This window comes from Polynucleobacter asymbioticus QLW-P1DMWA-1 (assembly GCF_000016345.1).
In the GTDB taxonomy this organism is placed as follows: Bacteria; Pseudomonadota; Gammaproteobacteria; order Burkholderiales; family Burkholderiaceae; genus Polynucleobacter; species Polynucleobacter asymbioticus.
Window position 1 is genome coordinate 1,621,132 of the sequence record NC_009379.1, and the last position, 20,326, is coordinate 1,641,457.

Annotated in this window: 19 protein-coding genes; 9 read left to right on the plus strand and 10 right to left on the minus strand. The window is 43.4% G+C overall.

Going from position 1 to position 20,326, the window contains the following annotated elements; all coding sequences use genetic code 11:
- Positions 1-39: 39 nt before the first annotated feature.
- Both mdeB and aceF read right to left on the minus strand, forming a co-directional pair.
- Positions 40-2,679 carry an alpha-ketoglutarate dehydrogenase gene (mdeB, locus tag PNUC_RS08095; RefSeq protein ID WP_011903388.1) on the minus strand — a complete coding sequence of 880 codons (2,640 nt, stop codon included), beginning with the start codon at positions 2,677-2,679 and terminating at the stop codon, positions 40-42.
- 27 nt (positions 2,680-2,706) lie between these two features.
- Positions 2,707-4,125: a dihydrolipoyllysine-residue acetyltransferase gene (gene aceF / locus PNUC_RS08100; protein ID WP_011903389.1), complete on the minus strand. Its 1,419-nt coding sequence runs from the start codon at positions 4,123-4,125 to the stop codon at positions 2,707-2,709.
- Positions 4,126-4,159: 34 nt separating this feature from the next.
- On the opposite strand from aceF, the gene PNUC_RS08105 reads away from it, so the two are divergent.
- Entirely contained in the window at positions 4,160-4,624 is a 465-nt protein-coding gene (locus tag PNUC_RS08105; protein WP_011903390.1) for an Lrp/AsnC family transcriptional regulator, read from the plus strand.
- Positions 4,625-4,727: 103 nt separating this feature from the next.
- Positions 4,728-5,489: an SDR family oxidoreductase gene (locus PNUC_RS08110; RefSeq protein ID WP_011903391.1), complete on the plus strand. Its 762-nt coding sequence runs from the start codon at positions 4,728-4,730 to the stop codon at positions 5,487-5,489.
- 102 nt (positions 5,490-5,591) lie between these two features.
- Here PNUC_RS08110 and PNUC_RS08115 read toward each other — a convergent pair whose 3' ends face one another.
- The 5 genes from PNUC_RS08115 to PNUC_RS08135 are packed head-to-tail and all read right to left on the minus strand — an operon-like array spanning position 5,592 to position 11,041.
- Positions 5,592-6,743 (minus strand): acyl-CoA dehydrogenase family protein, encoded by a 1,152-nt coding sequence (locus PNUC_RS08115; protein ID WP_011903392.1) that lies wholly within the window; start codon positions 6,741-6,743, stop codon positions 5,592-5,594.
- 21 nt (positions 6,744-6,764) lie between these two features.
- Positions 6,765-7,817: an enoyl-CoA hydratase/isomerase family protein gene (locus PNUC_RS08120; protein ID WP_011903393.1), complete on the minus strand. Its 1,053-nt coding sequence runs from the start codon at positions 7,815-7,817 to the stop codon at positions 6,765-6,767.
- 21 nt (positions 7,818-7,838) lie between these two features.
- Entirely contained in the window at positions 7,839-8,735 is an 897-nt protein-coding gene (gene mmsB / locus PNUC_RS08125; RefSeq protein ID WP_011903394.1) for a 3-hydroxyisobutyrate dehydrogenase, read from the minus strand.
- 17 nt (positions 8,736-8,752) lie between these two features.
- Complete coding sequence (locus PNUC_RS08130; protein ID WP_011903395.1) at positions 8,753-9,529, minus strand: enoyl-CoA hydratase; 777 nt, start codon at positions 9,527-9,529, stop codon at positions 8,753-8,755.
- Between the two features lie 9 nt (positions 9,530-9,538).
- Entirely contained in the window at positions 9,539-11,041 is a 1,503-nt protein-coding gene (locus PNUC_RS08135; RefSeq protein ID WP_011903396.1) for a CoA-acylating methylmalonate-semialdehyde dehydrogenase, read from the minus strand.
- 150 nt (positions 11,042-11,191) lie between these two features.
- On the opposite strand from PNUC_RS08135, the gene PNUC_RS08140 reads away from it, so the two are divergent.
- Positions 11,192-12,058, plus strand: coding sequence for a LysR family transcriptional regulator (locus tag PNUC_RS08140; RefSeq protein WP_048812144.1), 867 nt, complete (start codon positions 11,192-11,194; stop codon positions 12,056-12,058).
- Between the two features lie 70 nt (positions 12,059-12,128).
- Here PNUC_RS08140 and PNUC_RS08145 read toward each other — a convergent pair whose 3' ends face one another.
- Complete coding sequence (locus PNUC_RS08145) at positions 12,129-13,799, minus strand: MFS transporter (protein ID WP_011903398.1); 1,671 nt, start codon at positions 13,797-13,799, stop codon at positions 12,129-12,131.
- A 201-nt stretch (positions 13,800-14,000) separates the two neighbouring features.
- On the opposite strand from PNUC_RS08145, the gene PNUC_RS08150 reads away from it, so the two are divergent.
- Entirely contained in the window at positions 14,001-15,878 is a 1,878-nt protein-coding gene (locus PNUC_RS08150) for a propionate--CoA ligase (protein WP_011903399.1), read from the plus strand.
- 85 nt (positions 15,879-15,963) lie between these two features.
- Here PNUC_RS08150 and PNUC_RS08155 read toward each other — a convergent pair whose 3' ends face one another.
- Positions 15,964-16,308 (minus strand): DUF1622 domain-containing protein, encoded by a 345-nt coding sequence (locus PNUC_RS08155; protein WP_011903400.1) that lies wholly within the window; start codon positions 16,306-16,308, stop codon positions 15,964-15,966.
- A gap of 199 nt (positions 16,309-16,507) precedes the next feature.
- Between PNUC_RS08155 and PNUC_RS11030 the strand changes: the two genes are divergently transcribed.
- The 4 genes from PNUC_RS11030 to PNUC_RS08170 are packed head-to-tail and all read left to right on the plus strand — an operon-like array spanning position 16,508 to position 18,490.
- Positions 16,508-16,681 carry a hypothetical protein gene (locus PNUC_RS11030; protein WP_155763321.1) on the plus strand — a complete coding sequence of 58 codons (174 nt, stop codon included), beginning with the start codon at positions 16,508-16,510 and terminating at the stop codon, positions 16,679-16,681.
- 17 nt (positions 16,682-16,698) lie between these two features.
- Positions 16,699-17,241, plus strand: coding sequence for an FMN-binding protein (locus tag PNUC_RS08160; RefSeq protein WP_011903401.1), 543 nt, complete (start codon positions 16,699-16,701; stop codon positions 17,239-17,241).
- Complete coding sequence (locus PNUC_RS08165) at positions 17,238-18,071, plus strand: FAD:protein FMN transferase (protein ID WP_011903402.1); 834 nt, start codon at positions 17,238-17,240, stop codon at positions 18,069-18,071. The genes PNUC_RS08160 and PNUC_RS08165 overlap by 4 nt, the downstream gene beginning before the upstream one ends.
- Before the next feature lie 23 nt (positions 18,072-18,094).
- Positions 18,095-18,490, plus strand: a complete 396-nt coding sequence (locus tag PNUC_RS08170) for a hypothetical protein (protein WP_201721398.1) — start codon at positions 18,095-18,097, stop codon at positions 18,488-18,490.
- A 44-nt stretch (positions 18,491-18,534) separates the two neighbouring features.
- Here PNUC_RS08170 and otnI read toward each other — a convergent pair whose 3' ends face one another.
- Positions 18,535-19,311, minus strand: coding sequence for a 2-oxo-tetronate isomerase (otnI, locus tag PNUC_RS08175; protein ID WP_011903404.1), 777 nt, complete (start codon positions 19,309-19,311; stop codon positions 18,535-18,537).
- Positions 19,312-19,504: 193 nt separating this feature from the next.
- On the opposite strand from otnI, the gene PNUC_RS08180 reads away from it, so the two are divergent.
- A complete protein-coding gene (locus PNUC_RS08180; RefSeq protein ID WP_011903405.1) occupies positions 19,505-20,293 on the plus strand; it encodes a bestrophin-like domain in 789 nt (262 codons plus the stop codon).
- Positions 20,294-20,326: the final 33 nt, after the last annotated feature.

Sequence of the window (20,326 nt, forward strand, 5' to 3'; positions counted from 1 at the left end):
TAAAAATTGTGAGCTCATCATAAGGGAAGCTTCTCTCAATTATTGCTTTAAGGCTTGAGTAGATACCCTGCTAATGCTCTCTGCATCAACACCAAAATAATCGCGTAATGCAGCACGAGTATCGCTTCTTCCAAAGCCATCGGTACCTAAAGTGATATAAGACCTACCTTCAGGAATGTATGCACGAATACTTTCTGGAACAGCATGTACATAGTCAGTAGCTGCGATGATAGGGCCATGACTTTCCATCAAAAGCTGATGAACATAGGATGGCTCTGCTTTGGCACCTTGACTGTGTGCTGCCTGCTCCTTAGATTTACCATCTCTAGACAGTTCACTCCAACTAGTTACGCTATAAATATCAACATTAATTCCCTGCTTTACCAAAGAATCGGCAGACTTTAAAACTTCAGTCATGATGGCGCCCGAACCTAATAAAGTCACCCAATTCTCTTTTGCACTCTTCTCAGCTATGAGAGTTTTAAATCGGTATGCTCCACGAATAACTCCTTCAGCAGCATCCGCAGGTAAATCTGGTTGAGCATAGTTTTCATTCATTAAGGTGATGTAGTAGAACAAGTCTTTTTGCTCTACCAACATATCTCGCATACCTTGTTCAACTATCACTGCTAGCTCGCCAGCAAATGCAGGGTCATATGCTTTGCAATTAGGAATGGTAGCGGCAACTAGCTGGCTACTACCATCCTGATGCTGCAATCCTTCCCCACCTAAAGTAGTCCTACCTGAAGTAGCTCCCAATAAGAACCCTCTTGCCCGCTGATCGGCTGCAGCCCAAATGGCATCGCCAATTCGCTGAAACCCAAACATCGAGTAATAAATATAAAAAGGTAGCATCGCAATGCCGTGAACGCTATAACTCGTAGCAGCCGCAGTCCAACTGGCGATTGCACCAGCCTCACTAATGCCCTCTTCCAATATTTGACCATCTAATGCTTCGCGATAACTCAAGACTGAGCCGATATCCTCTGGCTCATAGCGCTGTCCAACACTGGAGTAGATGCCAACCTGTTTAAATAAATTGGCCATACCAAATGTACGTGCTTCATCAGCAACAATCGGCACTACTCTTGGTCCCAAAGTCTTATCTTTGAGTAAATTACCCAGCATGCGAACAAAAGCCATGGTGGTGGACATTTCTTTATCGTCAGCCTTGAGTGCAAATGCGGCGTAAGACTCAATATCAGGAACATTTAACTTCTCACAATCAGAGTAGCGTTTAGGAAGCTGTCCGCCCAACTGATTGCGTTGTTGTTTTAAATATTGAAGCTCCTCGCTGTCCTCATCCGGTCTAAAGAATGTCAGGCTTGTTGCTTGCTCGTCAGTCAGAGGCAAATTAAAGCGATTGCGATATTCAATTAAGGCTTCGTCATCTAACTTTTTCTGACTATGAGTGGTCATCTTGCCTTGACCTGCATTCCCCATACCGTATCCTTTTTTGGTGTGCGCCAAAATAACTGTCGGTTGTCCTACGTGATTAGCCGCCGCATGATATGCAGCATAGATTTTGACTAAATCATGACCACCCCGTTTTAATCTATCAATCTGCTCATCTGTCATACCTTGAGCTAGGCGTGCCAATTCCTCGTTTTGACCGAAAAAGTTTTTGCGATTAAAACTCCCATCTTTTGCAGCAAAAGTTTGCATCTGCCCATCAACTGTCTGAGCAAAAGCTTTCACCAATGCGCCAGTAGTATCTCTTGCAAAGAGTCCATCCCAGTCACTACCCCAGACCAATTTAATAACATTCCAACCCGAGCCACGGAATAACTTTTCAAGCTCATCAATAATTCGGCCGTTACCTCGAACTGGTCCGTCTAAGCGTTGTAAGTTGCAGTTCACCACCCAAACCAAGTTATCCAACTTTTCGCGGGAAGCCAATGTAAGAGCGCTCATACTCTCAGGCTCGTCCATCTCACCGTCGCCGAATACTCCCCATACCTTACGAGTAGTGCAATCCAATAATTGACGATCAGTCAGATAGCGCATAAAACGCGCATGGTAAATCGAGCTAATTGGACCTATACCCATTGAACCCGTTGGAAACTGCCAAAAGTCAGGCATGAGCCATGGGTGTGGGTAACTAGATAAACCGCGCGCGCCTGAATCAGGCGCAGTAATCTCACGTCGATAGTGCGCAAGATCATTTTCAGTTAACCTGCCCTCGAGATAAGCGCGTGCATAAACTCCTGGCGCACTATGAGGCTGAAAAAACACTAGATCGCCACGATCTTTAACATCACCGCCCTCTGTTCTAGCACGGAAAAAGTGGTTAAAGCCAACTTCAAATAAGTCGGCAGCGCTTGCATAGCTAGCAATATGACCGCCAAGTTCTCCATAGGCTTCATTTGCTTTTGCCACCATCGCAAGCGCATTCCATCGCATGAGAGATGCTAGCTTTTCTTCAGTAGCTAAGTCTCCAGGAAATTCAGGTTGCTCATCAACCGGAATGGAGTTGATATAAGGCGTTACTAAATCAGGAACCCAATTAATTTGATTTTTATTGGCAAGCTTAACTAGGTTATTTAATATAAATTTGGCGCGCTCACTATCACTATTAGCCAGCAAATCCTGAAAAGCCTCAGTCCACTCCGCAGTTTCAGTAGGATCCGTATCAAGTTGTTCCGAATTAAAGTATTTTTTTATGTCAGGGGCGTTCATTCGAATTTCCTATGCGAGTCATTGCACTCACAAGAGCACTTTGCGAAAATCAGCTAAAAGCTGAGCTAAATAAGTAGTGAAGTGGGTAGCTAAAGCGCCATCAATTACACGATGATCAGCAGTCATGGATAACGGACAGATCAAGCGAGGAATAAACTCGGCACCATCCCAGACGGGCTTTATGGCGGACTTATTGACGGCTAATATCGCCACTTCTGGGGCGTTAATGATGGGAGCACAGTAAGTTCCCCCTATACCCCCTAAGGAAGAGATCGTAAAACTAGCTCCCTGCATTTGCTCTGGCTTAAGCTTTCCGTCACGCGCTAATTGGGCAAGTTCTGCGGTTTCTTTAGCAATCTCTAAAATCCCTTTTTGATCCGCATTGCGAATCACCGGTACCACCAATCCAATATTGGTATCGACTGCAAAGCCAATATGGCAATATTTTTTAAGGATCAATTCCTCACCATCAAGTGAAGCATTGAAAGTAGGGTATTTCTTTAAGGCAGCTACAGCTGCCTTAATTAGGAAAGCCAGCAGGGTAATCTTCACCGCATCTTTTTTACCCTCTTTATTGAGGTCGCTGCGGAATTTCTCCAGATCAGTAATATCCGCATCATCGTGATAAGTTACCGCTGGAATCATGAGCCAATTGCGAGCAAGATTGGCTGCCGATACTTTCTGAATCCGCGAGCGTGCGACCCTCTCTATGGAGCCAAATTTGCTGAAGTCCACCTTTGGCCAAGGCAAGATATCCATTCCTGAAATTCCCGCGGAAGCCCTTTCAGTATTGGCCCCAATAGTGGACATCGTACTTTTAATCAATAGCTGAATATCTTCTTTCGTCACCCGGCCTTTTATTCCACTGCCTTTTACTTTTTGTAGATCCACACCAAATTCACGGGCGAACTTTCTCGCGGAAGGACTTGCCCATGCTTCTCGACTTTCATCATTAGGGTCATTGCTGACCAAACTTGAAATGATTTCTTTAGAGGACTCTGCTCGAGACCCATCGATAGTCAAGAGTTCATTGGTCTTTGCTTTATTGATGACTTCAATAGTGCTTTGCGAGATATGCTCAGATTCATTGCTTGTAGCATCAGATGGTAGGCCATCCTCCAGGACGATGACTGACTTCCCTTGAGAAAGTAGATCGCCAATCTTGACCTTAATTTCTTTCACGATTCCCGAATGAGAAGACGGCACATCCATAGTTGCCTTATCGGACTCCAAGGTCAAAATAGATTGCTCTTTCTCAATCTGATCACCCACTTGTACCAATACCTCAATCACAGGGATGTTTTGATAGTCCCCTATATCGGGAACAAGAATCTCAATCGCCAAAGCCGCTCCAATGCCTAATAGTAATAAATATGAGGCTAATTTTGGAGTATTTTTTGCCAAATAGGATGCTAAATATTGGCTATAAAACGCTTTTATAAGCATAATATGCTTATAAATAAGCTTTTTATGGAATTTTATGAAGATAGATACGATTGATCTCAAAATATTAAATGAACTACAAAATGACAGCTCACATAGCAATGTAGAGCTAGCAAAACGGGTTCATTTATCACCCTCCCCCTGCCTCATGCGCGTCAAGGCACTGAAAGATAAGGGAGTCATTCGCAATTACGTTGCACTCGCAGACCCCAAGTCTTTAGGTCTTGGCTTGAATGTCTTTATCTCAATCAGTCTTAAGGAGCAATCTAAAGAAGCTTTGGCAGAATTTGAACAGCGGATTTCTGAGCATGATGAGGTCATGGAATGCTATCTCATGACCGGCGATAGTGATTACCTCATTCGAGTAGCTGTAGCTGATATGGCTGCATTGGAGAAATTTATCCTAGAACAACTCACGCCAATTTCTGGCATTGAAAAAATTCGGTCTAGCTTCGCACTAAAGCAGGTACGTTATAAGACTGCTTTACCATTACCAAAATAAGTTCACGTAAAACATGATTTTATTTTTAGCGTAGACTTACCGTCTTATTTAGAAAAAATATAAAATCATTGAGACCGTTGAGACATAATTAAGAGAGAATGAAATGAGTCAGAAAAATAACAAAGTAGCCTTGGTTACTGGAGCTGGTGTTGGCATTGGAAGGGCGGCTGCTAAGGCTCTACTTCAAGGTGGCTATCAAGTCGTATTAACTGGTCGCAATCTAGATAAGCTTCAAAAGGCGATGGAAACTATTGGCGGCAATCAAGATAATTGTTTTGCATTTGCCTGTGACGTAGGTAAGCCTGAGCAAGTGAAGAAATTATTTGCAGCTCTTAAGGAGCGTTTTGGTCGTATTGATGTGCTATTTAACAATGCCGGTATTGGTGCTCCTGCTATCCCCATGGAAGACCTCACATATGAACAATGGATGGATGCCGTCAATGCCAATTTGTCAGGTGCATTTCTGTGTTCACAAGAAGCAATTCGCATGATGAAAGCGCAATCACCGCAAGGCGGCAGAATTATTAACAATGGCTCTATCTCTGCACATGCTCCACGCCCAATGTCAGCACCTTATACCGCTACTAAACATGCCATTAGTGGACTAACAAAAACTATTTCACTTGATGGCCGTCCGTTCAATATTGCTTGTGGCCAAATTGACATTGGTAACGCAGCAACCGAAATGACGGAACGCATGGCAGCAGGCATCATGCAAGCTGACCAGTCGATTAAGGTTGAGCCCCGAATGGATGTAGACCATGTGGGTCAGGCTGTTTTGCACATGGCCCAACTTCCTCTCGAGAGCAATATTCTTTCGATGACTATTATGGCTACCAATATGCCGTTTGTAGGAAGAGGCTAAATTTATAGCCAGCCTCTTGTCTGCAACTTAAGATGAAGAAAATAATGCCAACCGTCGGGTTGGTATTTTCTATACTACTAGGTGACCGACACGATCACTACTTTAAAAATCCGCATCTTTCAAAGTGCGGGCAATTAATAGGCGCTGGATTTCGCTAGTACCTTCATAAATTTGAGTAATACGAGCATCTCGGTAATAACGCTCAACTGGGTAGTCTTCAAGATATCCATACCCCCCATAAATCTGAATGGCTTTAGAACAAACTACTTCAGACATCTCTGAAGCAAATAATTTCGCTTGAGAAGCTTCTGATAAACAAGGTAAGCCACGCTCTTTCATACTCGCCGCCTGCAGAATAAGCAACCGAGCTGCATTTATTTGAGTATGCATATCTGCCAAAAAGTGAGCGATTGGCGGATGATCAATTAAAGGAACACCAAATTGAATACGCTCTTTAGAGTATTTCAGGGCAGACTCAAATGCAGCGCGTGCAATACCTAAAGCTTGCGCAGCGATACCAATGCGGCCACCCTCAAGATTAGACAAGGCAATCGCAAGGCCCTTACCGCGTGGCCCTAAGATGTTTTCTTCCGGAATCACGCAATTATCTAAGGTAATCGCACAGGTATCTGAGCCGCGAATACCCAATTTCTTTTCCACTCGATTAACAATGAATCCTGGCGTATCAGTTGGAACTAAAAAAGCGGAGATTCCTTTTTTTCCCAACTCAGGATCTGTTACCGCAAAAACAATGGCTAGTTTTGCGCGCTTGCCATTACTGACAAACTGCTTTGAACCATTCAGAGTCCAAGAACCATCTTTAAGTACTGCTCTTGTTTTCAAATTATTAGCTTCTGACCCTGCTTGAGGCTCAGTCAAACAAAAACATCCTATCGCTCTGCCTGAAGCCAACTCATGAAGCCATGCTTCTTTTTGTGCCTCGCTACCATATTTGAGAATCGGTCCGCAACCAACCGAGTTATGAATACTCATAATGGCCCCTACTGCACCATCGCCTGCAGAGATCTCTTCTACCGCTAAAGCATAAGAAATATAGTCTACATTAGCGCCACCCCATTCTTCCGGGACAACCATACCCAATAGGCCCAACTCACCCATCTGGGCAATCACGGCATCATCTATCCAGCCTTCATGGTCCCAGCGCTCACCATGAGGTGCAAGTTCATTTTTGGCAAAGTCTCTTGCCATATCCTGAACCATAACCTGCTCCTCTGAAAGTTCAAGAAATGCCATAGAAATATCCTTTTTTGATAATCAATACTTGCTTAGTAATGGAAACAGGCTTTGTACTTTTTGTTCATTCAGTTCTGGAAGGGTGTAAGCCCATTGAGGAGAATTATCTTTATCAATAATCAAAGCTCGAATACCCTCTACAAAATCACCCACTTCAATCCAGCGAGCAGATAAAGCCAGCTCCATCCCAAAGCACTCTGAAATAGAAAGATGTTTACCACGATGAATCGTTTCTAGAGCGCCAACCATGGCAATGGGTGAACGCTTCTTCATCAACTCGGTAGTTTCTGCTAACCAGGCTGGGCCATTGGGCGCAACTTGCTCTAATTTTGCAATCACTTGCTCAACCCTTGGTAGAGAAAAAATACTGTCTATCAGTGGGTGTTTTTCAGCAAGTGCAGCATTGATTGGCGTATTGCGTCCACCTAAGCTGTGCAAAATATCGACTACCTGTGATGATGCTGAAATATCCCCCTGCAGATTTTGGAGTTGCTCAATGAAGTTACCAATTTTCTCGGCAGGCAAAATCCAATCTACTAGATTGGCATAGAAGGCATCTTCAGCATCTAGCGTAACGCCTGTGAGTGCTAGATACTCGCCGATACTGCCAGGACATTTGGAGAGAAAGTGACTCGCACCGACATCCGGAAAGTAGCCGATCACCACTTCAGGCATCGAGATCTTAGAGCGTTCAGTGGCGACTCTAAAGCCAGCGCCTTGAGAAATACCCATTCCTCCGCCCATTACATAGCCATTCATTAAGGCGATATAGGGTTTTGGGTAGGTATAGATGTATTCGTTTAACGCATATTCATCACGAAAGAAGTGGGCATGCTCATCACCTCCAGAAGTAATGCTTTCGTAAATACTACGAATATCGCCCCCAGCACAAAAAGCCTTCTCGCCTTCACCTTGTATCAATACCGCTAAAACCTCAGAGTCATCTGCCCATATTTTGAGGGTTTGATGCAAAAGTTTAATCATTGAATAATTTAAGGCATTTAATGCCTTAGGTCGATTCAGTGTAATCAGGCCAAGACCACTCTTTTTCTCAAATAGTATTTCATCACTCATTGGGTAGATCCTGCGTATAGCTTATTTCTTAGTAAAGAGTTTAATAATTGCAGAAAAATCCAGACCACCATTGCCTTGCAAGCTAAAGGTTTGATATACCTGTTGAGCTAAGCTACCAAGCGGTACTGGCTGTTTTGCTAATTTAGCCGCTTCCGTAGCCAAACCTAAATCTTTCAACATCAAATCTGAACCAAATCCACCGGTATACCCACGTGATGCAGGTACATTTTCTAAAACACCTGGATAGGGATTGTAAGTATCAGAACTCCAGCAACGTCCGCTAGAGGTATTGATGATGCCAGCCAACACTTTGGCATCCATTCCCAATGACACACCTAAAGCCATTGCTTCGGCAGTGCCAATCATGGAAATACCCAACAACATATTGTTAGCTACTTTAGCGACCTGACCATTACCAGCTGCCCCGCAATACACAATGTTTTTTCCCATTGCCTGCAGCAAAGACTGCATCTGGGCATACAAGCCTTCTTCTCCACCCACCATGAAAGTCAGGGTTCCTGCTTCAGCACCACCAGTACCGCCAGATACTGGAGCATCTAACATCAGCGCTTTTTTAGCGGCAGCCGCTTTAGCCACTTCGCGAGCAGACATTGGATCAATGGTTGAGGAATCAATCAGAATTACGCCATCTACATTTCCAGACAGAATGCCATCATTACCCAGATAAACAGATTTCACGTGCTGCGCAGCAGGCAACATCGTAACAATGACTTCAACACCCTCTTTTAAGATTGCAGCCGGTGTAGTTGCCGCTTTTGCTTTGCCAGCACCGTGAGCAACCAATGCATCCACATTTGATTGCACCACGTCAAAGACGGTTAACTCATGACCTGCTTTTAAAAGATTGCGTGCCATTGGGGCACCCATATTACCTAGACCAATAAATCCAATTTTCATTTTGATTCCTTGAGTGCTTATTTATCTTTAAATACTGGTGGACGTTTTTCTGAGAAAGCGTTCATACCTTCTTTTTGATCTTCGGTGGCGAAAGTCGAGTGGAAGAGACGTCGTTCGAAATGAATGCCTTCGCTTAATGAAACTTCATACGCCCTATTCACAGCATCCTTCGCCATCATCGCAATGGGCATAGACATCGAGGCAATCTTCTCTGCAGTTTTCAAGGCATCGGATATGAGTTGATCAGCAGGAACAATGCGCGTTACTAAGCCAGCCCTCTCAGCCTCGACAGCATCCATCATGCGGCCAGTCAACACCATTTCCATCGCCTTGGATTTACCAATGAGACGGGTTAAACGCTGTGTACCACCAGCCCCTGGAATCGTACCAATAGTAATTTCAGGTTGACCAAATTTAGCATTATCCGCTGCAATAATAAAATCACACATCATCGCTAACTCGCAACCACCACCCAGTGCATAACCCGCTACTGCAGCAATGGTTGGCTTGCGAAACTTAGCAATGCGCTCCCAGGTAGCAGTAATAAAGTTAGCACTATAGACATCCATGTAAGACCAGTCTTTCATGACCTTAATATCGGCACCAGCCGCAAATGCTTTTTCACTACCAGTTAATACGACAGCCGCAACTGTTGGATCTATCTCGAGAACATCAAGGGCCTCCCCCAATTCACGAGTGAGATCGGGGCTCAATGCATTCAATGCCTTTGGGCGATTGAGTGTGATGAGAGCAACTTTGCCATGTTTAGCAACGATAATATTTTCGTAAGTCATAAAGCCTCTTTATTTCAAGCTGATAGTGGTATTTACTCCAGCGGAAGCAGAACTATCATCAAACCAACGGGCGGTAACCGTTTTAGTTTGAGTATAGAAAGCAATAACCTGCTTACCGTATGGACCTAAGTCACCTAGTTTAGATGCTCTAGAGCCGGTAAAGGAAAACATGGGGACTGGCACTGGAATGGGCACATTAATACCCACTTGGCCAATATCGATTTCTTCCTGAAACTTACGCGCTGCAGCCCCAGATTGGGTAAAGATTGCAGTACCGTTGCCGTTCGGGTTTTTATTAATCATGGCAATTGCCTCATCAATATCTTTGGCAAAGCTCACGCATAGTACAGGTCCAAAAATTTCCTGTTCATAAATGGTCATACCAGGCTTGACATCAGAGAAGATAGTTGGGCCAACAAAGTTGCCTTTTTCGTATCCGACAACTTTTACCGTCCTTCCGTCTAACTCTAACTTTGCTTCAGCAGCACCCTTTTCAATCAAACTACTTACACGGCTATAGGCACTTTGAGAAACCAATGGGCCAACATCAGTGCCAGTCTCTACACCAGCGTTCACTTTAAGTGTCTTAGATTTAGCCACCAAATCTGCCATCCAGTTCTTAGCATCACCCACCATGATGGCTACTGAAATAGCCATGCAACGCTGACCAGCGGCACCAAATGCAGCGCCTAATAAATTATTTAAAGTTTGCTCCTTGTTAGCATCAGGCATGATGATGGCGTGATTTTTTGCACCCATCATGCATTGAACGCGTTTGCCACTCAGCGTAGCGCGGTTATAAACGTGTGTTCCTACACGAGTTGATCCCACAAAGGAGACGGCTTTGATAACTGGATGATCGCAGATACCATTAACTACTGCTTCTCCACCATGTATCACGTTCAGTACACCTGGAGGTACGCCAGCTTCAGCAGCCAACTCAACTAATCGCATAGTAACCATTGGGTCTTGCTCGGATGGCTTCAAAACAAAAGTATTTCCAGTCACAATTGCCATTGGGAACATCCACAATGGAATCATTGCCGGGAAATTAAATGGGGTAATACCTGCACACACGCCAATAGGCTGTAAGAGACTATAGGTATCCACACCGCCAGCCACGTTATTTGCAAATTCACCCAATTGGAGATTTCCAATTGCAGCAGCATGCTCAACAACCTCAAGTCCGCGGAAGACATCACCTTCAGCATCAGCCAGAGTTTTGCCTTGCTCAGCAGTCAAAATCGCTGCAAGCTCTTTCATATTTTCACGAATGAGTTGCTGGTACTTTAAAAAGATACGCGCTCTTGCACCAATCGACGTTTTTTTCCAAGTCGTAAATGCCTTAGCAGCACTTGCAACAGCTGCATTTAATTCATCAGCAGTTGCAAACGGGACTCGCGCCAATACTTCTTGCGTCGCTGGATTAACGATATCGCGCCATTCTTGTGTGTTGGATTGAACTAGTTGACCGTTAATAAAAAGAGGAATTTGTGGAGGATTTGTGGACATGGCTATTTCCTTTGAATGAATCAGTAAAAAGACTATTCACAAAGAATAACTTCATAAAAATGTATTGACAACAATGTTAATTGCAAGTTCAATCTGCATTTATGCACATAATAAAACCCCAAATAGGATAAATAACCTCTAATGAATTCAATGAATTGGGATCATTTGCAGTATTTCTTGGCGCTTGCAAAAGATGGGCGATTAATTGTGGCGGCCCGTTCTTTAGGGGTAAACCACACCACTGTTTCTAGACGCATTCAGGCTCTGGAACGGGAAATGGGTGTGCAATTATTTAGCCGCAACAACCTTGGTTTTGAGCTCACTGAAGCAGGAATGCAATTACAAAACATTGCTCATAAGGTGGAGCAGCAAATTAATGGCATTAGCAAAAACATTGGCTCTGAAAACACCGAAATAAGCGGAACGGTTCGAGTGGGTGCCACTGAAGGATTTGGTACTTTTATTGTTGGCCCTATTTTGTACGAGTTAAGTAAAAAATTTCCTCGTCTATCAATCGACCTCTTATCCCTTCCGCGTATCGTTAACTTATCACGCAGAGAAGCTGACATCGCCATTACGCTACAAAGACCAACTCGTGGTCCCTATCTCGTTACCAAACTAAGAGACTATGAACTTAAGCTCTACGCATCCAACGAATATCTGGCGTCTAATCCAGCCATACTCTCGCGTGGTGATTTAGATAAGCAAACCTTTATTAGCTATGTCGATGATTTGCTATTTAGCAAAGAGCTCAGCTATTTAGATGAAATTTGCAAACCAAAACAAATTTCTTTTCGGAGTACGAGTATCCAATCTCAGCTCCAGGCAGCCCGCGTTGGGCTTGGTGTAGCGGTACTTCCTAGCTTTATGGTGCAAGCCCAGGATGGTCTGCAAGAAATTCTTCCAAAAGATATTCGTATTATTCGCAGCTTTTGGATGATGATGCCCAATGAGTACAAGAAAGTGGATCGGATGAATTTGGTATGGGATTGCCTTAAAAAAGAGGCTTCAGGGTAAAACTTCAATCAGGGGATCAGAAAAAAAGCCTGGCCAAATAGACCAGGCTTTTTTCGCATTAAAAATAAATTTAATCCATGTTGAGAATATCTACATCTTTAGTTTCACGTACAAACAGAACACCGATTACCAATGTCATTGCAGCGATGATGATTGGGTACCAGAGACCGTAGTAAATGTTACCGTTTTGCGCAACCAAGGCAAAGGAGATCGTTGGCAAGAGGCCGCCGAACCAACCGTTACCAATATGGTATGGCAAGGACATAGAGGTGTAACGAATACGAGTTGGGAACATCTCAACCAACATTGCAGCGATGGGTCCATAACTCATAGTTGCCAAAATTACCAAAATGCTAAGCAAAATAACCAACATCACATAATTCATTTGTGCTGGATCTGCTTTAACTGGGTAACCTTCTTTAGTTAAAGCATCACGAATTGCCTTCTTAAACTCAGCATCTTTCGCTTTTGCTTCAGCAGGATCCAGTCCCTTAGCTGAGTAGCCAGGAATCTCTACATCACCAATCTTGACCACAGCAACGCTGCCCGCTGGAGCTGGAATAGTAGTGTAACTAGCAGAGTTAGAGGCCATCACTTGTTTGGCAATATCGCATGAGCTAGTGAATTTAGAGGTACCTGTAGGATTGAACTGGAAGGAGCACTCGTTGACATCAGCAGTAATGGTTGCTGGCGCTGTTGCCATTGCTTTTTCTAACGCTGGGTTAGCGAAGTGAGTAATGCCGTTAAAGATGGACACCGGTGTATTGGGGATGTATAAAATAATTGCCAATAACAAGCCACTCATAATCACCACTTTACGGCCAATCTTGTCAGACAAGCTACCAAACACTACGAAGAATGGTGTGCCAATAACTAAAGCAGCTGTCATTAATAAGTTAGCCGTCTTAGGATCTACCTTCAATACTTGAGTAAGGTAGAACAGTGCATAGAACTGACCGGTATACCAAACCACTGCTTGACCAGCTACTAAGCCAAATAACGCCAAAAGCACGACTTTTAAGTTTTTCCATTGACCAAAAGATTCTGTCAAAGGTGCTTTAGATAACTTACCCTCTTCTTTCATCTTCTTAAAGGCTGGTGACTCATTCATGGACAAACGAATCCATACAGAAACAGCCAATAAGGCAATTGATACTAGGAATGGAACACGCCAGCCCCACACGTCAAAGTCTGGGCCAGTGAATTCACGGGTAAACAAAATCACGAGTAAAGATAAGAACAGACCAATAGTGGCCGTCATTTGAATCCATGAGGTGTAAGCACCGCGTTTGCCAGCGGGGGAATGTTCTGCAACATAAGTAGCGGCACCACCGTACTCACCACCCAAAGCCAAACCTTGAAGCATACGCAAGGAAATCAAAATTACAGGGGCAGTAACGCCAATAGTGGCGTAGTTTGGTAAGCAACCAACAACAAACGTAGCGCCGCCCATAATCAAAATCGTGACCAAGAAGGTGTATTTACGACCAATCAAATCACCTAAGCGACCAAACACCAATGCGCCAAATGGACGCACGATGAAACCAGCGGCAAACGCAAGCAAAGCGAAAATGAACGCAGAACCAGAATCTAGCCCTGAGAAGAATTGCTTAGCAATAATTGCCGCAAGTGAACCGTAGAGGAAAAAATCGTACCACTCGAAGACCGTACCCAATGAGGAAGCAAAAATAACTTTGCGCTCTTCGGCAGTCATCGGAGTAGCTTTATGCGCTGTAGACATTAGTAGCCCCTGTTTAATGATGATCAAGATATAACAAATGCATTATCTATATAAATAATCCCAATTGAAGAGGAACTAGGGAAATCCTTAATAAAAGTATCTAGGGTTATCCCGAAGCTTTATCTTTCATCTAAACCCCTTACACTCATTCTAGAAAATACAACCATTACCCGTATAGGGTTTGTAAGTCAGAAAGAACGTATGTCATATAAAGAATTTCATCAGTCCTCTATTGAAAATCCAGAAAAATTTTGGGATGAGCAGGCCAAACTAATCCACTGGGAAAAGCCCTATACAGAAGTGCTGGATTATTCCAACCCCCCATTTGCAAAATGGTTTAAGGGTGGCCTAACCAATCTTTGCTACAACGCGATTGATCGGCATCTCGCGACTCGTGGCGACCAAATCGCCCTCATTGTGGTTTCTACAGAAACAGACCAAGAAAAAACGTATACCTATAAAGAGTTGTACACGGAAGTGAATCGGATGGCAGCCATTCTGAAAGCGAATGGGGTTAACAAAGGCGATCGAGTACTGGTTTATATGCCAATGATTGCTGAGGCGGCATTTGCAATGCTGGCCTGTGCTCGATTAGGAGCAATTCATTCAGTTGTTTTTGGGGGTTTTGCCTCACACAGCCTGGCAACCCGTATTGATGATGCTGAACCAGTGGTAATTATTACTGCTGAGGCAGGTATGCGCGCAGGAAAAACGGTTCCCTACAAACCATTGCTAGATGAGGCCATTGAGCTTGCTAAATACAAGCCTAAAAAAGTATTAATTGTGAATCGTGGCTTACTAGCTTTTACAACAGTCACAGGAAGAGATCTGGATTACGCTACTGAACATCAAAAACATCTTGATGACAAAGTGCCTGTTGAGTGGGTAGATGCAACTCACCCCTCTTACATTCTGTATACCTCAGGAACTACCGGAAAACCCAAAGGCATTCAACGGGACACTGGTGGACATGCAGTAGCCCTTGCTGCCTCAATGAAATACATCTTTTGCGGGCAACCAGGAGAGACGATGTTCACTGCCTCAGATGTGGGCTGGGCAGTAGGCCATAGCTACACTATCTACGGACCCCTCATTAATGGCATGTCTTCAATCATGTATGAAGGCACCCCATTACGTCCTGACCCAGGTATTTGGTGGCAGCTTGTTGAAAAATACAAAGTTACTGTGATGTTTACTGCACCAACAGCAATTCGGGTTCTTAAAAAACAAGATCCCGCTTACCTCAGTAAATATGATTTGTCTTCATTGCGCTTATTGTTCCTGGCTGGGGAACCATTAGATGAACCCACTGCAACATGGATTCATGAGGGCATCAAAAAACCTGTTGTTGACAACTATTGGCAAACTGAAACCGGATGGCCAATGATGGCAATTCAAAGAGGCGTAGAAGTCATGCCTCATAAATTTGGCTCTCCTGGTGTACCCGTGTTTGGATATAACCTCAAACTATTAGATGAAAGTACTGGCGAAGAGTTGGGTCCAGATAAGAAAGGTGTTGTTGTAATCGAAGGGCCGCTTCCTCCGGGATGCATGCAAACTGTTTGGGGTGATGACCAGCGTTTCGTAAGTACTTATTGGGAAACCGTTCCAGGCAAGATGACCTATTCCACTTTTGACTGGGGCATCAAAGACAAGGACGGCTATTTCTTTATTCTTGGTAGAACAGATGATGTAATTAACGTTGCAGGTCATCGACTCGGTACACGTGAAATCGAAGAGTGCCTATCTAGTCACACCAATGTTGCTGAGGTAGCGGTAGTTGGTATTGAGGATCAACTCAAAGGTCAGGTACCTATTGGCTTTGTGGTCACAAAAGATGGTTCAAACGCACCAGAAATTGAATCTGAATTGATGAAAATTGTGGACGCCAAATTGGGAGCCTTAGCGCGCCCAGCAAAAATTTATCTCGTGAATCTTTTGCCTAAAACACGCTCGGGAAAGATTGTCCGACGTGCACTTCAAGCTATCTCTGAAGGCAGAGAATTAGGCGACATTAGTACCATCGAAGATAAAACTGTATTAGATCAAATCCAAGAAGCAATTAATCAAAGAAGGTAATAACTTCAATATCGCTCTCCAATAAATAAGGCCCCAAGATTGGGGTCTTATTTATATTGTGTTTATTTCAACCAACTCGGCAGTATTAATCAGTTTTACCCTGCCACGGCCAGCGACCATCAATCTCCAAAGTCAGAGACCAACTCAAGAAGCATCGAATCATAACGATTGCACCCAAAACAGCCACGCTCGTTAAGGTAGGGCTGAGAGCAACTGTCCGAATGACGTCCCCAGCAACTAAGACTTCTAAACCCAAGATTAGTGAACGCACAATTTGAACGCGAAAAACTTTGTAGGCAACGTCTGCAGTCTGAGTAGCAAGATTCTTAATAAAGAAAATGAGTCCCCACAACACACCTACAGAGACAACACCTACTCCTAGGGCATCCATCACATCACTAACTTCTTTGATGATTTCAATTTGATTCATGGTTACAGCCTTTATTTAACAAAACTGGAATCCCCTAATACTACCTAAGCTTGTTGAAGGACCCTCTTAAAAGCAATCTAACAGGAAAATTGATTACATCCTTCACCCTACAAATAGGAATGGTTCTCATTAGTGGTATATTAATGAGAACCATTCTTATTAATATTTACCAGGATTTTTATAAAAGGAGTGTACGCAAATGCAAAACTTGTTAGTTGCCGCATTAACGCATATGGTGAGATTTCAAACTACGGATTGCCCTATTGCACGACAAAGGGCAATGATGATGTTTGATGCCCTGTCCGAACTCAAAGAAAGTGATCCCGAAATTCAAGAGCTTTGCAGTGAAGCAAATGCCTTATTGATTATTTGAAGAATTGAGATCTTCATATGAAGTGGAACCCCAACCCTCTATGGATCACCACGGGTATTGCAATTGCAAGTGCGCCAATCTATGCTCATGCCAAGATTTATGTTTCAGCAGAACAAGCTCAAAAACTCATTTTTCCTAATAAACAATTAACCAAGTACTCAGTGGTTCTGACTGAAGATACTCAGGATAAGATGCAGTCCGCTTCCAGTGTAAGACACCCCTTTAACGGGGATAGAACCTGGAAGGCTGCTGATGGCAGCTGGTTCATAGTAGACGAAGTAGTGGGTAAGCACGAAATGATTACCTATGCAGTTGGTATCTCGCCCAATGGCACAGTACAAAACATCGAGATCATGGAATATGTCGAGTCCTATGGCTACGAAGTTGCAGATGAAAGCTGGCGCAAACAATTTATTGGCAAAAATGCAAATGACGCCATCAAACTGAAGAAAGATATTCAAAATATTTCTGGTGCCACCCTCTCATGCAAACACCTGACTGACGGCGTCAAAAGAATTATGGTGATGTACGACTTGGCATTAAAACCCAAGTCAAAATGATTCGCTGTAAACCCCTATTGGGCACTTATGTTGAGATAAGAGCTGAAATTACCTCGGGGAAATTCGATTCATTTGAATTGAATGAATGCATTGACACAGCATTTTCTGCCATTGAGTTAGTACAAGACTTAATGGGATTTCATGATTCCGATAGTGAGCTATCCAAAATTAATGCTCGCGCTCACTTAGAAGTACTTGCAATACATCCGTGGACTTTCGAGGTCCTTAGTATTGCTAAAGAAATTCATGAAGCCTCTTTGGGAATATTTGATTGTGGCATTGGCAGCAAGTTAGTTGAAGCTGGACTTCTTCCAATGCACCGGAACGTGCCACATCAGATCTGGGGAGGACTTACGGATGTCATCCTCGAAACTCCTAATCTAGTGAGTTCTACTAAGCCTATGCAAATTGATCTTGGAGGAATAGCAAAGGGTTTTGCGGTGGATAAAGCTATTGAGGCTTTAAAAGCTACACAAGCTGACTCAGGACTAGTCAATGCCGGTGGCGATATGAGAGTCTTCGGAGCCTTTCCCTATGAGATACAGATTCGCTCACCTTCCAAGCCCAAAGAACTCATTTTTATTGGCTCTCTACAAGATGGAGCTATAGCTAGCACTGGTCTCTATTACAGCGATACCACAAGCAGTTCATCGAGGAGCCCAATAGTTGACCCCATGAACATGAAACAGATTCACTTTACAGAATCCTATTCGGTGATTGCGCCTGAATGTATATATGCAGATGCGCTAACCAAAATCTTAGCGATTTCAAAAAATAGTGCTCATCCCTGCTTTTCTCAATTTTTTGCTCATGCCATTCGTATTGCATAATGAAAAACCACAGTCTTGGAAAAATGCCTACATGGCAGCGATTGTTCACAATTAGCGTGTTTTGCATCTGTTCCATCTCTGGCATCTCGTTCTTGCTTGGCCATGAATTTCAGATTTCACGCGCCACCTTAGGAAATCGCAATATTTTGATCATTCATGGGGTATCAGCAGCAATAACCTTAATCGCTTTTGGCGCAATCCTCCCATTTCACATCAAAGCAGGACTAAAGGCCAAGAAGAACTTAATCAGCGGGGTTTTTCAGCTCATCCTCTTGCTTGTCTTAGTCATTACTGCGATGCTGCTCTACTATGGACCAGAAGAATTGCATGAAGGCAGTGAATTGATACACTGGATTCTTGGGCTAACCTTCTTTGGCATTTTTATATACCACGCCATTAATAGAGCATTGCGAAAATAAGGACTGAGGTGTTATTAACACTTCTAAATTATGGGTAAATCGACTCAAAGATAAGGTTTTAACCAACCCAAACCATCCTCTGTTTTACCTTTAGGGCGATATTCACAACCAATCCAGCCTTGATATCCCATCTCATCTAATAGCTTATAAATGTATTCGTAATTAATCTCGCCGTCATCTGGCTCATTTCTTTTGGGGACGCTAGCAATTTGAGTGTGCGCGATATCTTTAAAGTGCTTCTTAAATGTTTCCACAAGATCACCTTCCATAATTTGAGCGTGATAGAAATCCATCTGCACTTTAACGTTTGGCTCTCCGCACTCTTCTCGCAGCTCATGAGCCTGAGCTTGCGTACTCAGGAAATATCCGGGCATATCTCGAGTATTGATCGGCTCTAGCAATAAATTAAGCTGATGTTTAGCTAAGGCTTGAGCAGCATATTTCATACTGGCAAGATAGGTTTTGCGGTGAGCTGCCTTATCTCCATCAGCCGGAACTATTCCTGCCATCATGTGAAGCTGCGGGGTGCCCAGTGCCAAAGCATATTCAATTGCCTTATCGACACCCTTACGAAACTCTTTTTCACGACCAGGTAGCGCTGCTATACCTCTTTCACCAGCAGCCCAATCTCCCGGAGGTAGATTGAAAAGGATATTCTGAAGATGGCTTTCTTCAAGCCATTGCGCCACTTCTGCTGGCGAGTAGTCATAAGGAAATAAAAATTCGACAGCCTTAAAGCCTGCTTTAGCAGCGGCAGGAAATCGAGCTGGAAACTCGTGTTCATTGAACATCATTGATAAATTAGCGGCAAACTGAGGCATCTGGGTTTCCTTATTGCAATATGGAGAAGGGGCTATAAGCAAGTTCTAGTAGCATTGTATGTAAATTCAAAGAGTAGCGTTTTCTAGGTCTTTTTTGCTCTCAAAATGTAGCCTAGCCTATACGTATAGCGTCTTAATCCTCATCCTATAATTAATGTTACTAAATTTCTCAAAAAAGCCCCGGATATAACTTATGGAAAATTTCATCATTCAGGATTTTCAATTTATAGCAATCATGGTCGCCCTTGCAGCGTGTTCAGTATTTGCTATTACCTGGTTTCTAGAGAAATCTCCGCTGTCAAATTGGTTTAAAAATTCCGAAGGTATCGCAGTTTCATTTATTACCGTACCTGCATTTTTATTTGGGCTATCAATATCAACACTATCCTCATCAATCTGGGATAGCCATGTTTCTGCTAATTCAAGCCTCGTAAATGAATCTACTGCAGTAAGAACGCTAACAAGCATCGCCTCTACGCTACCGCCGCTTGATGGTAAAAGTCTCAATCTAGCTACAAAGAACTATGTAAGTACAGTGTTAAACAAAGAATGGCCAGCGATGAAAAGTGAAAATCCTATTGGGAAAACGGTAGCGCTTGCTGAGTTTGAGAATCTGAATAATGTAGCTAATACGATTGCTATGCAAATCAATCAGCGTAGCTCAATTGAAGGGCATCTTTTATCGACCATTGATATCCTGCGTCATGAGAGACTTCAAAGACTTTCTTTGGCATATGACTCTACCAATTTCTCGAGATGGCCTTCTGTATTTGTTCTTTCATTCCTGTTGATGATGACGGTTGGATTGCTCCAGCTTAAAAGTCCAAGGGCAATGCGAATTACATTAATCATGGGGGCTCTTTGCATCAGCTCAACCATGCTTTTTCTCTATCTCAATATCTCCCCTTATCGCGGGATGAATCCTATTAATCCTCAATCGCTGGAAGAGTCACTCAAGCTCATTCCCATTTCAAACGATTAAAGTCATAGCAAAAGAGGCCCGCTTGGGGCCTCA

Bases quoted from the DNA above. Each gene is read 5' to 3' on its own strand.
- mdeB (WP_011903388.1), bottom strand. From the start codon at position 2,679: ATGAACGCCCCTGACATAAAAAAATACTTTAATTCGGAACAACTTGAT.
- aceF (WP_011903389.1), bottom strand. From the start codon at position 4,125: ATGCTTATAAAAGCGTTTTATAGCCAATATTTAGCATCCTATTTGGCA.
- PNUC_RS08105 (WP_011903390.1), top strand. From the start codon at position 4,160: ATGAAGATAGATACGATTGATCTCAAAATATTAAATGAACTACAAAAT.
- PNUC_RS08110 (WP_011903391.1), top strand. From the start codon at position 4,728: ATGAGTCAGAAAAATAACAAAGTAGCCTTGGTTACTGGAGCTGGTGTT.
- PNUC_RS08115 (WP_011903392.1), bottom strand. From the start codon at position 6,743: ATGGCATTTCTTGAACTTTCAGAGGAGCAGGTTATGGTTCAGGATATG.
- PNUC_RS08120 (WP_011903393.1), bottom strand. From the start codon at position 7,817: ATGAGTGATGAAATACTATTTGAGAAAAAGAGTGGTCTTGGCCTGATT.
- mmsB (WP_011903394.1), bottom strand. From the start codon at position 8,735: ATGAAAATTGGATTTATTGGTCTAGGTAATATGGGTGCCCCAATGGCA.
- PNUC_RS08130 (WP_011903395.1), bottom strand. From the start codon at position 9,529: ATGACTTACGAAAATATTATCGTTGCTAAACATGGCAAAGTTGCTCTC.
- PNUC_RS08135 (WP_011903396.1), bottom strand. From the start codon at position 11,041: ATGTCCACAAATCCTCCACAAATTCCTCTTTTTATTAACGGTCAACTA.
- PNUC_RS08140 (WP_048812144.1), top strand. From the start codon at position 11,192: ATGAATTGGGATCATTTGCAGTATTTCTTGGCGCTTGCAAAAGATGGG.
- PNUC_RS08145 (WP_011903398.1), bottom strand. From the start codon at position 13,799: ATGTCTACAGCGCATAAAGCTACTCCGATGACTGCCGAAGAGCGCAAA.
- PNUC_RS08150 (WP_011903399.1), top strand. From the start codon at position 14,001: ATGTCATATAAAGAATTTCATCAGTCCTCTATTGAAAATCCAGAAAAA.
- PNUC_RS08155 (WP_011903400.1), bottom strand. From the start codon at position 16,308: ATGAATCAAATTGAAATCATCAAAGAAGTTAGTGATGTGATGGATGCC.
- PNUC_RS11030 (WP_155763321.1), top strand. From the start codon at position 16,508: ATGCAAAACTTGTTAGTTGCCGCATTAACGCATATGGTGAGATTTCAA.
- PNUC_RS08160 (WP_011903401.1), top strand. From the start codon at position 16,699: ATGAAGTGGAACCCCAACCCTCTATGGATCACCACGGGTATTGCAATT.
- PNUC_RS08165 (WP_011903402.1), top strand. From the start codon at position 17,238: ATGATTCGCTGTAAACCCCTATTGGGCACTTATGTTGAGATAAGAGCT.
- PNUC_RS08170 (WP_201721398.1), top strand. From the start codon at position 18,095: ATGCCTACATGGCAGCGATTGTTCACAATTAGCGTGTTTTGCATCTGT.
- otnI (WP_011903404.1), bottom strand. From the start codon at position 19,311: ATGCCTCAGTTTGCCGCTAATTTATCAATGATGTTCAATGAACACGAG.
- PNUC_RS08180 (WP_011903405.1), top strand. From the start codon at position 19,505: ATGGAAAATTTCATCATTCAGGATTTTCAATTTATAGCAATCATGGTC.